The organism is Tepidimicrobium xylanilyticum (assembly GCF_900106765.1).
GTDB classification, from domain to species: domain Bacteria; phylum Bacillota; class Clostridia; order Tissierellales; family Tepidimicrobiaceae; genus Tepidimicrobium; species Tepidimicrobium xylanilyticum.
Window position 1 is genome coordinate 1 of the sequence record NZ_FNNG01000009.1, and the last position, 12,147, is coordinate 12,147.

Genomic DNA, 12,147 nt, shown 5'->3' on the forward strand with positions numbered 1-12,147 from the left:
CGCTATATCGCTTTAACCTAAAGATCATGCGATCCTTAAGTGTCATAGGGTATTAATCCCAGTTTCCCGAGGCTATCCCCTTGTAGGAGGTAGGTTCCTCACGCGTTACTCACCCGTCCGCCGCTAGGTGATTTATGTCTTCATCCCGAAGGAATCCGTCATAAATCCCTCGCTCGACTTGCATGTGTTAGGCACGCCGCCAGCGTTCGTCCTGAGCCAGGATCAAACTCTCATTTGAAAAGTTTCCTTGACTCTCTTTTACTCAAAGTACTTCACACTGTTTAGTTGTCTAGGTTCATTGTCGGTTTTTGACACCGACTTTTATACTATAACAAATTTTTTATTTCTTGTCAATAAGTTTTTAAAAGTTTTTTAAACTTATTTTAGGAATTTAATTTTACAGCATTATTAGATCTATGTCAACATAATATTTGCTTTCACCCTAAAGTTTTTTTCATTTCCTTTCTAAACTTTTCTATAATCTTCTTTTCCACTCTGGATACAGTCATTTGAGAAATGTTTAACTCATTTGCAATGGACACCTGTGTTTTATTATTGAAATATCTTTCTATAAGTATTTTCTTCTCCATCTCATTAAGCTTTTCCATACTTCTTTTTAAGAAATCGTTATTCTCTATTCTATTAAAGTAAGTATCTTCTTCTCCAATGATATCAGCTAAATTAACATCTTTATCGTCTCCGTTTGAATCATAAGCAACATCTAAAGATTGAGGGGTATATACTTTACTTCCTTCCATAGCTTCTAGTATTTCTTCTTCTGTGGAATTCAAATATTCTGCTATATCCTCCACTGTTGGAGTCCTTTGTAATTCCTGACTCAAAACCATCTTAGCATTATTAATTTTCTTTGACAATTCCTGTATTCTTCTTGGTACTCTAATAGTCCAGCCCTTATCCCTAAAATATTTCTTAATCTCACCTATAATAGTAGGGGTTGCAAAGCTAGAAAATTCAAAACCCTTATCTACATCATATCTATCTATAGCATAAATAAGGCCAATGGATGCAACTTGGTATATGTCATCATAATCTATGCCTCTATTCGTATATTTTTTTGATAATATTTCTGCTATATAAAGATGTCTTTCTATAAGTTCTTCTCTTATCTTTGAATTTTTTGTTTCTTTAAATCTTTTAAATAGAGTCTTGGTATCCATTTTCTTTATTTCTTTTGGATTCCAACTTTCAATGTTTTTATCTATTATCATATACTACCATCCTCTATAAATTTTATCATTTCAACCCCTTTTTCAGAAAAATTAACTTCATCCATTAAAGATTTAATTATTAAAATTCCAAGTTCCATCTCCTTATTTATGTCCTCTTCTTGATAATCAGCAGATACATTTTCCACTCTCATTATGAATTTGTCATCTCTTATTTCAAATTCAATATTTATACATTCACTTCTACTTAAGGAGTTAATACACGCTTCTGCTATGGACACTTTTATATCTTCAATATCATCTATATTAAATCCAATTTTATTTGCAATTGCTGAAGAAGTTAATCTGGCAACAGATATATAATCTGGTTTACTTGGAATGGTAAGTTTAAAGATATCGTTTTTCATAGTATCACTCCTCAAACTCAAATATCTTATCCAATTCCGTTATGTCGAATAGTTTTCTAATATTAGGCTTTATATTTTTCAAATATACTTTATTATCGCTTTCCTTTGCTTTTTTCAATATACTTATCAATGTACCTAAGCCAGTACTGTCTAGATAATCTAATTTTTTACCATCTATCAATATATCCGATTTCCTATCATCTAAAGCCTCCATTAATTTGCTTTTAAACTTTGGAGATGTATATATATCAATTTCCCCTTCCGGCAAAACCACCCATATATCTCTTTCTTCATTAAAACCAATGTTTACATCTAAAGACATACTCAACCCCCCTATATCTACCTTGTATTTATTTCATTTTATAATAAAAAGAGTTTAATGTAAAGTAAATTACTAGGATTTAAACTTTTCAAAAAATCAATAGAAGATTAAAAAAGTACCCTATTATAGGGTGCTTTTTTAATCTTCTTCAACATATTTGGCTACTGCCACAATTCTATCCTTTTGGCTATCTATTTTCATCAAAGTAACACCTTGGGTATTTCTGCCCATTTTTGAAATATCTTCAGAAATCAACCTAATTATTATTCCAGACATGGAAATCATAATTATTTCATCTTTTGAATCTATTACCTTAGCAGATACTAACTTTCCAGTTTTTTCTTTAACATTATAAGTTTTTATACCAGTTCCGCCTCTATTTTGCAATCTATATTCTTCTAGGGAAGTTCTCTTTCCGAATCCAAACTCACTAACTACTAATAGATCTTTTCCTTCTTCTACTATATCCATTGCTACCACTTTATCATCTTCCTTTAATTTAACAGCAATTACTCCAGTAGCATTTCTTCCCATCTCTCTTACATCACTTTCATTAAATCTAATAGCCATTCCCAAAGAAGTTACTACTATAAGCTCGTCATTTCCGCCTGTTGCCCTAACTGCAATAAGTTCATCGTCTTCCCTTAGGTTTATTGCAATAATTCCATTTCTTCTTATATTTTTATAATTGGACAGCTTAGTTTTCTTAATGTATCCGTTCTTAGTTACAAAGACTAGATTTATATTTGGATTATATTTTTCTATGGGTATAACAGCTGAAATTGTTTCACTTTTAGCCATATTAAGTAAGTTTACTATGGCTGTACCCCTAGCCTGTCGTTTACCCTCAGGAATTTCATAGGCCTTCAATAAGTAGACCTTACCCTTGTTCGTAAAGAATAAAATGGAATCATGGGTTGAAGTAATGAATAGATTTTCAACAAAATCCTCATTTTTAGTAGTTATACCAGTTATACCCTTTCCGCCTCGTCTTTGTATTTTATAAGTAGCTTCTGGCATCCTTTTTATATAGCCTTGGTGTGTTAATGTAATTATTACATCTTCCTCCTCAATCATATCCTCTATATCTATTTCATCTACTTTAGGTACAATCCTAGTCCTTCTTTCATCACCATAATTATCCTTTATATTTAATAGTTCTTCCTTTATAATCTCGTAAATTAACCTTTCATTTGCTAGTATTTCTTTAAGCCTATTAATTTCCTTGATTAAAGATTCATATTCTTCCTCTAGTTTTTCACGTTCTAATCCAGTTAATCTTCTAAGCCTCATATCCAATATAGCCTGAGCTTGTTTTTCAGATAAGCTAAAGGCCTGCATAAGTCTTTCCTTAGCAGTGGAATCTTCTTTTGAACTTCTAATGATGTCTATAATTTCATCTATATTGTCTAATGCTATTTTCAAGCCTTCTAATATATGAGCCCTTTCCTCAGCCTTATTTAAATCAAATTTGGTCCTTCTGATTATAATTTCTTTTTGGTAGTCTAAATAATAGTTTAAGGCTTGTTTTAAATTTAATATTTTAGGCTCATTATCCACTAGGGCCAGCATAATTATACCAAATGTAGTCTGTAGCTGGGTTTGCTTGTATAGGTTGTTCAAGACTACATTGGGATTTGCATCCCTTTTTAATTCTATTACTATTCGCATTCCTTCCCTATCCGATTCATCTCTTAAATCTGAAATTCCTTCAATTTTTTTATCCCTTACCAGTTCTGCTATCTTCTCTATTAGTTTAGCTTTATTTACCTGATATGGAATTTCAGTTACCACTATCCTATCTCTTCCTCTATTGCCTTCCTCTATTTCTGCAACAGCCCTTATGGTAATCTTACCTCTTCCCATCTTATAAGCATTTTTTATGCCATCTTTTCCCATTATTACAGCTCCAGTAGGGAAATCTGGCCCTTTAATTACTTTCATTAAATCTTCAACATCAGCTTCTGGGTTATCTATTAGCATAACAATTCCATCTATAATTTCGCTTAAATTGTGAGGAGGAATATTAGTTGCCATCCCTACCGCTATTCCAGACGAACCATTTACTAACAGGTTAGGAAATCTACTAGGTAGTACAGTAGGTTCCTTTAAAGTTTCATCAAAATTTGGTCTATAATCGATGGTATCTTTATTAATATCCCTCAGCATCTCTAGGGCCAGCTTAGTCATTCTAGCCTCTGTATAACGCATAGCTGCGGGACTATCTCCATCTATAGATCCAAAGTTTCCATGCCCATCTACCAATGGATATCTAGTATTAAAATCCTGTGCAAGCCTTACCATTGCAAAATATACCGATGAATCTCCATGAGGATGGTATTTACCTAGTACATCCCCTACTATTCTTGCTGACTTTCTATAGGGTTTATCTGGAGTCATGCCCAGTTCATTCATTGCATAGAGTATCCTTCTATGGACTGGCTTTAAACCATCTCTAACATCTGGAAGAGCTCTACTGACTATTACGGACATAGCATAATCTAGGTAGGAGCTTCTCATTTCATCTTCTATATTTATTTCTATAATATTTTCCTTATCTCTGTCCATCATATACCTCCTCTATATATCCAAATTCTTAACCATTTTTGCATTCTTTCTTATAAATTCCCTTCTGGGCCTTACCCTATCTCCCATTAAAGTTGTAAATATTTCATCTGCAGCCATAGCATCCTCAATGGAAACTTTTAATAATATCCTTTTTTCTGGGTCCATTGTAGTTTCCCATAGTTGTTCTGGGTTCATTTCTCCAAGACCTTTATACCTCTGTATTGTATAATTGCTTCTTCCTATTTTTTCAAGCAATTCATCTAACTCTTTATCACTATAAACATAATGTTCTGTTTTTCCCTTTGTAACCTTATACAAAGGCGGTTGAGCAATATAGATGTTGCCATTTTCTAAAAGCTTTCTCATATACCTGTAGAAGAATGTCAGCAACAAAGTCCTAATATGAGAACCATCCACATCTGCGTCCGTCATGATTATGATCTTTCCATATCTCAACTTTTCAACATCAAACTCATTACCAATGCCAGTTCCAAAAGCTGCAATCATTGCCTTGATTTCTTCTGATTCCAACATTTTATCTATCCTTGCTTTTTCCACATTCATAATCTTTCCTCTTAATGGAAGAACTGCTTGATATTTTCTATCCCTTCCTTGTTTAGCACTTCCTCCAGCTGAATCCCCTTCCACTATGAAAACCTCTGTTAATTCTACATTATCTTCTTGGCAATCGGCTAATTTCCCTGGCAAAGTAATGCTATCCAATATACTCCTTTTCCTTGAAATTTCCCTAGCTTTCCTAGCAGCTTCCCTTGCTCTAGCAGCATTTATGGCCTTTTCTAATATGACTTTACCAGATTTAGGATTTTCTTCAAGATACGTTGTAAGGTAATCGTAGACTAATGATTCAACAATTCCCCTAACTTCATTATTTCCTAACTTTGTTTTAGTTTGTCCTTCAAATTGAGGTTCAAACAATTTAACAGACAGTATTGCCGTTAATCCTTCCCTTACATCTTCACCTTGCAGGTTTTCATCCTTTTCTTTCAAATAATTATACTTTCTACCATAATCATTTATAGCCCTTGTTAAAGCAGTTCTAAAACCGCTTAAATGAGTTCCACCTTCTTGGGTATTTATATTATTAGCAAATGTATATATATTTTCTGAATAAGAATCAGTGTACTGCATGGATAATTCTACCACCGTATTATCCTTCTCACCCTCAAAATAGATTATATCTTTATGAATTGGATTTTTGTTTTTATTCATGTATTCAACAAAGGATTTAATACCACCCTCATAGTGGAATTTATTCTTGGTGTTAGTTCTTCTATCTTCTAATATGATTAATATGCCTTTATTCAAAAAGGCCATTTCTCTGAACCTAAATTCTAAAGTTTTATAATCAAATTCTACAACATCAAATATTTCCTTATCGGGTTTAAAGCTAATGGTGGTTCCTGTACTATCAGCTTCTCCTATTATTTCTAATTCAGTTACAGGTACACCCCTTTTAAATTTCTGCATATATTCTTTTCCATTTCTTTTTACCTTTACTATTAACCACTCAGATAAGGCATTTACTACCGAAACTCCTACCCCATGCAAGCCTCCAGATACTTTATATGCAGAGTTATTGAACTTACCACCAGCATGAAGTATGGTAAGAACCGTTTCAACTGTTGACTTCCCAGTTTGAGGATGAATTTCTACAGGAATCCCTGAACCATTATCCTCAACTGTTATGGAATTATCCTTATCTATCCATACCTTGATGGTATCACAAACTCCAGCTAATGCTTCATCAACACTGTTGTCTACAACCTCATATACTAACTGGTGTAATCCTCTCTCCCCCGTACTTCCTATATACATTCCAGGCCTTTTTCTCACTGGCTCTAATCCCGTTAACACTTGAATTTCCTCAGCCGTATATATTCTTCCATTATTTTCGTTGACCATTAGTTTTACCTCCAATCCGTTTTTTCTTCACATCTTTTCAATAGAGTAGTAGACGATATATTAGATAGATAGATAATACATTCTTTATCATCTTTTTTACCCCTATTGTAATCATTAGGGCATACGATAATATAAGACCTTTTATTCTTTACATTATCGTTTTTTACAGAACCTTCATTCTTCACATTCTCCATATATATCCTTTTACTATTTACTTTCAATATATCCAGTGCATCCTCGTTTAATATTGCAACTATATTTTTAATGGGTACATTTATATTATTGCCAATGTGTAAAAACATGAAATCTACTCCTTTACCTTTGTTATATTCCCCTTCTCTATATAGAACAGGGATTTTTCGGTTTCTCCAATCTTATCCATATCCGATATATGAGTAGTAGTTATTATAGTTTGCATTTCCTTAAAAGAATGGGTTAAATACTTTCTTCTATCCTCATCTAATTCTGAAAATACATCATCTAGCAATAAAATAGGGTAAAGACCTTTCTCCCTTTTTATCATTTCCACTTCCGATAGTTTTATTGACAAAACAATAGTCCTTTGTTGACCTTGCGAAGCAAAAGTTCTAGCATTTAAACCGTCTATTTGAAGCTGAATATCATCTCTATGAGGGCCTACTGAAGTATTTCCAGTAATAAAATCCCTTTCTAAATTTTCATTTAACTGTTCTAAAAAGTATTTTTCAATTGTATCTTTATCAGGAAAATTAACATTGGAAACATATTGTAATCTAAGTTCTTCTTTCCCAGTAGTCAATTTCCTATGATAATTCTCTACAATTGGTGTAAATTTTTCAATAAATTCAGCTCTAGAAAGGATTATTTCTTTACCAATTTTAATTAATTGGACATCAAAAATCTCTAGTAAATTTTTATAATTAGGTTTATATTTATTGGTCTTAAGCAAATTATTCCTTTGAAACAATATCTTATAATACTTGCTTATATTATACTTATAAACGGGTTTTATTTGGGAAAGGATGTTGTCCAAAAAATTTCTCCGCTCTGCTGGACCTTCCTTAACTAGCTTTAAATCATCTGGAGAAAAAACCACCACATTCAAACCACTATGCAATTCCTTAATATTTTTTAGTTCAATCTTATTTATCTTAATCCTTTTAGGCCTGTCTTTTTCTAGCTTAATCTCTACTAATCTCTCTATACCATCTAGTTTTATTTTAGCACCTATATAGGCTTCATTTTTATTGATGTTAATCAAATCCCTATCCCTATTGGTTCTAAAAGATTTACCTTGGCCACATAAATAGATGGCTTCTAGCAAATTCGTTTTTCCCTGGGCATTTTTACCTACAAATATATTTATGTTTTTATTTAATTCCAAATTTATATCGTAATAATTCCTAAAATTTATTAGACGAATGCTGTCTATATTCAAAAATAGCACCCCTTAAAATACTTTTATAAGTGATAAATCCTCAACCATACAGGTTGAGGCTTTATCTAATACCAAATATAATTATACCACAATTAACTTTTCTATGCCGTCTATTTCTACAATATCCCCTTTCTTAATTTTTTTCCCTCTTTCCTTCACAATTTCACCGTTAACAAATACCCTTCCATCTTTTATTATGTTTTTACTTTCTCCACCTGTTTGAGTAATACCAGCAAATTTAATCAATTGATCTAATTTTATGAATTCCGTATTAATCTCAATTTTTCTCATATTTACCACCTTTTATGGATTTAAACAGTTGAATTAATAATCATCTTGTGCCAATCTTACAGGCAATACTAAATAGATATAGTTTTCATCTCCAACAGGATTCATTATACATGGATTTAATCTATCCACAAAATGAAGCTCTATTTCTTCAGAATCTATTGCCTTTATACCATCGATTATGTATTTAGAGTTAAAAGCAATATTGATATTATCTCCATTTTGTACAGAATTTATTTCTTCATGAACATTTCCTATCTCTGAGTTAGATTTTATTATAACTTTATTATCTACTATATTTAATTTAACTAAATTGGCTTTCTCTTCTTTGGCCAATAATGAGGCTCTTTCAAGGCTATCTTGAAGCTCCTTCCTATTTACTACTATACTTGTTTTATGATCCTTTCTGATAATATCCCTATAATTTAAGAACTGGCCTTCTAATAACCTGGATGAAACTATTGTATCTCCCATATTGAATATTATATGACCTGGCGCAGTAGTTATGGTTAATTCATCTTCATCATCAAGTATTTTGTTTAATTCATTTAAAACTCTTCCAGGTATTACAATCTTAGTATTAATATTATCATTTATAGGTATGCTCCTTAAAGCTAATCTATAGCCATCCAATGCCACAAATGAAGCTATACCTTCAGAAATTTCTAATAACACTCCAGTCAGAATCGGTCTAGTTTCATCTTGAGTTGTTGCAAAGACTGTTTGCTTTATTGCAGATTTTAATAAGTCTTTGGGTATATTAAATGAACTTTGATTGATTATAGCAGGTAGTTCTGGATATTCATAAGCCGGACTGCCTAGAATATTGAATTCTGAGTTTTCGCAAACTATGTTAATGTTGTTATCTTTTACTGTAATGTTGATAGTTGAATTAGGCAGCTTTTTAATTATATCACCAAAAATCCTTGAATTAACAACAATCGCTCCTTCTTCCATTATATTACATTCAATATTGCTCTCTATTCTTATTTCTAAGTCAGTAGCAGTTAATTTCAATTTTCCATTGATGGTATTTAATAAAATTCCATCTAATATTTGCATGGTAGTCCTGCTCGAAATTCCTTTTTGAACTATGTTAATATGATTTGCTAATGTATTTTGATTAACTTGTATTCTCAATTGATAATCCTCCTTTAGCTATAGAAATAGATGGATATATAATATTAGTAATAGTAGTAGGGCCTGTTAATTTGTGTATAACTCCATCTAGAATATCATATTAAAAGGTTTAAGCATTTAATAACATGTTGATAAATTTACTATAAGTTTAAGATTTATCCACATCTGAATAGATTTATAAAAAATTATATATTATCAACAATTGTTCAACAAGTTTATTTATAATTCTGTTGATTATTCTCCTTTAATATTTTGAATTAACCTATCTATTCTATTCTTAAGCTCATCATTATTTTCCAGGTCTGATGAAATTTTGTCGTAAGCATGTATGACGGTAGTATGATCCCTACCTCCAAACTCATCTCCTATTTTAGGTAGTGATAGGTCTGTTAATTCTCTCGTTAAATACATGGCTATTTGCCGTGGATAAGCTATAGCTTTTGTCCTCTTTTTTGAATCAAAATCTTCTACCTTTATATCAAATTCCTTTGCTACTATGTTTTTGATCAATTCCACTGTAATTTTTCTTGGTTTATTATTAGATATAATATCTTTTAGTGCTTCTTCAGCCAATTCTACTGTAATCTCCTTATTAGTTAAGGAAGAGTAAGCTACTATTCTTATCAAGGCTCCTTCTAACTCTCTAATATTAGATTGGATCTTAGATGCAATATATAACATTACATCATCGGGAATATTTATATTTTCCATTTTGGCTTTTTTCCTTAATATGGCGATTCTAGTTTCTAAATCAGGGGGTTGAATATCGGAAATTAGGCCCCATTCAAATCTAGACCTTAACCTATCCTCAAGAGTGGGTATTTCCTTAGGAGGTCTATCACTGGATATAATAATCTGTTTATTGGCTTCATGTAGTGCATTAAATGTGTGGAAAAACTCTTCTTGGGTACTTTCTTTCCCAGCAATAAATTGTATATCGTCTATTAACAATACATCTACATTCCTATATTTATTTCTAAATTCGTTATTCCTATCGTCTCTGATCGAATTAATTAATTCATTCGTAAACTTTTCGCTAGAAACATATACAACTTTGGCATCAGGGTTTTGATTTAATATGAAATGGCCTATAGCATGCATCAAATGTGTTTTTCCTAAACCTACTCCTCCGTAAATAAATAAAGGGTTATAGGCCTGAGCTGGTGCTTCTGCTACCGCTAAAGATGCTGCATGAGCGAATCTATTACTATTTCCTATAACGAATGTATCAAATGTATATTTTGGGTTTAATTGGGATCTTTGATTTAGTTCACTGGCGTTATCATTAACAGATTGTCCAACATTTATATTTAATTCTTCCCCTGGAATTATAAACTGAATTATATATTCCTTATCAGTTATTTGGATAATTGCATTTTTAATTAGATTAATGTATCTGGATTCTAAGATGCCTTTTGTAAATTCATTTGGAGCGGCAAGAATAACTCTATCGTCTGTAATAGTAATAGGTTTTATAGTTTTAAGCCAAGTATTGAAGCTTACTTCTGTAAGTTCTACTTTTATCAAGTCGAGGACTTCATTCCAGATATTCTCTAAATTTAAAACCATTTAAGATTCCTCCTATTTAAATCTAAATTATAACCATCATTGGCCTTTTTATAACATTCTATAGAAAAATTATTATAATAAATATCAACATATTTATCCACAAAAAAATCTAAAATAATAATAAATAAAATTATAAAAAAATTGGTATAATAATTGTGGATAAGCTATTAATATAGTGTGATTAATATGTTGAAGGAATAAGAAAATTATCTATCCACAAATTTAATTATAATAGATATGTGGATAAAAATAGAGTAAAATAGGGATATTTATAACAAATATTTTATAAAAAATAAAAACTTATGCACAATTTTATCCACAACTTGTGCATAACTTAACTATGTGAATAAATAAAAAACTTATCCACACCTAAATAAATAATATCAAAAATAATGCAATATATCAACAAAATTATCCACAATTATAAGAGGTTATATCCATTATTAGTTGTGGATATGAATAGCTTAAATTTCTTGACATAAAGCATCTATATAAATATAATCAATATTAGTATTTATGTTTTATATACAATGTTGACCATTTCTTTGGATTTCAGTAGAGGGGGTGTAATAGATGAAAAGAACTTATCAACCGAAGAGAAGACAAAGAAGTAAGGAACATGGTTTTAGGAAAAGAATGAAAACCAAGTCCGGACGAAATGTAATTCGAAATAGGAGAAGGAAGGGCAGAGTAAGATTGACAGCTTAAGGCCGCAGGAATAGTGGCCTTTTTCTACAAGGAGTATTTTAATGGATAAGAAGAATAAGTTGAGAAAAAATGTAGATTTTCTAAGAGTTTATAAGAATGGGAAAAGTTATGGGAATCGGAATTTAGTTTTGTATGTTTTAAAGAATGGGTTAGATTATTCTAGGTTTGGTTTTTCCGTTTCTAAAAAGATAGGTAATAGTGTCGTTCGTAATAAGGTTAAAAGGAGATTGAAGGAAATAGTTAGGAAGAGTCTCTATAATATCGAAAATGGATATGATATAATATTAATACCTAAGAAGAGTGTAATAGACTTAGAGTTTAATATTTTAGAAGAGTCAGTTTATCATATATTAAAGGTATCGGGTCTCTTCAAAGAATTTGGTGACAAATGATGGCTAAAATGGCTATTTTATTAATAAAGTTTTATCAAAGATTTATTTCAAGATACATCTTGGTAGGAAGGCATTGCAGATTTTATCCAACTTGCTCTGAGTATTCCCTTATGGCTTATAAGAAATATGGTTTTATTAAGGGGACTTATTTAAGTATAATGAGAATTTTAAGATGTAATCCATTTAATAAGGGAGGATATGATCCGCTGAAATGAATGGGGGTTAA

General features: G+C 31.3%; 13 protein-coding genes and 1 rRNA gene. 3 read left to right on the forward strand and 11 right to left on the reverse strand.

Annotated elements, in window-relative coordinates:
* The 11 genes from BLV68_RS09845 to dnaA all read right to left on the reverse strand — a co-directional run.
* Positions 1-238 (reverse strand): 16S ribosomal RNA (locus tag BLV68_RS09845); the annotation flags it as partial.
* A gap of 199 nt (positions 239-437) precedes the next feature.
* Entirely contained in the window at positions 438-1,229 is a 792-nt protein-coding gene (locus BLV68_RS09850; RefSeq protein ID WP_093753345.1) for a SigB/SigF/SigG family RNA polymerase sigma factor, read from the reverse strand.
* Positions 1,226-1,594 carry an ATP-binding protein gene (locus BLV68_RS09855; RefSeq protein ID WP_093753347.1) on the reverse strand — a complete coding sequence of 123 codons (369 nt, stop codon included), beginning with the start codon at positions 1,592-1,594 and terminating at the stop codon, positions 1,226-1,228. Before BLV68_RS09855 ends, BLV68_RS09850 begins: the two co-directional genes overlap by 4 nt.
* 4 nt (positions 1,595-1,598) lie before the next feature.
* Complete coding sequence (locus BLV68_RS09860; protein ID WP_093753349.1) at positions 1,599-1,916, reverse strand: STAS domain-containing protein; 318 nt, start codon at positions 1,914-1,916, stop codon at positions 1,599-1,601.
* Between the two features lie 138 nt (positions 1,917-2,054).
* On the reverse strand, positions 2,055-4,484 hold the full coding sequence (gyrA, locus tag BLV68_RS09865) for a DNA gyrase subunit A (RefSeq protein WP_093753351.1): 2,430 nt from the start codon (positions 4,482-4,484) through the stop codon (positions 2,055-2,057).
* A 12-nt stretch (positions 4,485-4,496) separates the two neighbouring features.
* Complete coding sequence (gyrB, locus tag BLV68_RS09870) at positions 4,497-6,407, reverse strand: DNA topoisomerase (ATP-hydrolyzing) subunit B (RefSeq protein WP_093753353.1); 1,911 nt, start codon at positions 6,405-6,407, stop codon at positions 4,497-4,499.
* 5 nt (positions 6,408-6,412) lie between these two features.
* Positions 6,413-6,709: a hypothetical protein gene (locus tag BLV68_RS09875; protein WP_093753355.1), complete on the reverse strand. Its 297-nt coding sequence runs from the start codon at positions 6,707-6,709 to the stop codon at positions 6,413-6,415.
* 5 nt (positions 6,710-6,714) lie between these two features.
* Complete coding sequence (gene recF, locus BLV68_RS09880) at positions 6,715-7,824, reverse strand: DNA replication/repair protein RecF (protein WP_093753357.1); 1,110 nt, start codon at positions 7,822-7,824, stop codon at positions 6,715-6,717.
* 81 nt (positions 7,825-7,905) lie between these two features.
* Positions 7,906-8,115, reverse strand: coding sequence for an RNA-binding S4 domain-containing protein (locus BLV68_RS09885; protein WP_093753359.1), 210 nt, complete (start codon positions 8,113-8,115; stop codon positions 7,906-7,908).
* Positions 8,116-8,148: 33 nt separating this feature from the next.
* Positions 8,149-9,252, reverse strand: a complete 1,104-nt coding sequence (gene dnaN / locus BLV68_RS09890) for a DNA polymerase III subunit beta (protein WP_093753361.1) — start codon at positions 9,250-9,252, stop codon at positions 8,149-8,151.
* Positions 9,253-9,486: 234 nt separating this feature from the next.
* Positions 9,487-10,821, reverse strand: coding sequence for a chromosomal replication initiator protein DnaA (gene dnaA / locus BLV68_RS09895; protein ID WP_093753363.1), 1,335 nt, complete (start codon positions 10,819-10,821; stop codon positions 9,487-9,489).
* Positions 10,822-11,394: 573 nt separating this feature from the next.
* Here dnaA and rpmH point away from each other — a divergent pair.
* From rpmH to yidD, 3 genes are read left to right on the forward strand one after another with little or no spacing between them, the layout of a single operon-like run.
* Positions 11,395-11,529: a 50S ribosomal protein L34 gene (rpmH, locus tag BLV68_RS09900; protein ID WP_093753365.1), complete on the forward strand. Its 135-nt coding sequence runs from the start codon at positions 11,395-11,397 to the stop codon at positions 11,527-11,529.
* Between the two features lie 41 nt (positions 11,530-11,570).
* Positions 11,571-11,921 (forward strand): ribonuclease P protein component, encoded by a 351-nt coding sequence (gene rnpA / locus BLV68_RS09905; protein ID WP_093753367.1) that lies wholly within the window; start codon positions 11,571-11,573, stop codon positions 11,919-11,921.
* A complete protein-coding gene (gene yidD / locus BLV68_RS09910; protein ID WP_093753369.1) occupies positions 11,921-12,136 on the forward strand; it encodes a membrane protein insertion efficiency factor YidD in 216 nt (71 codons plus the stop codon). Before rnpA ends, yidD begins: the two co-directional genes overlap by 1 nt.
* Positions 12,137-12,147: the final 11 nt, after the last annotated feature.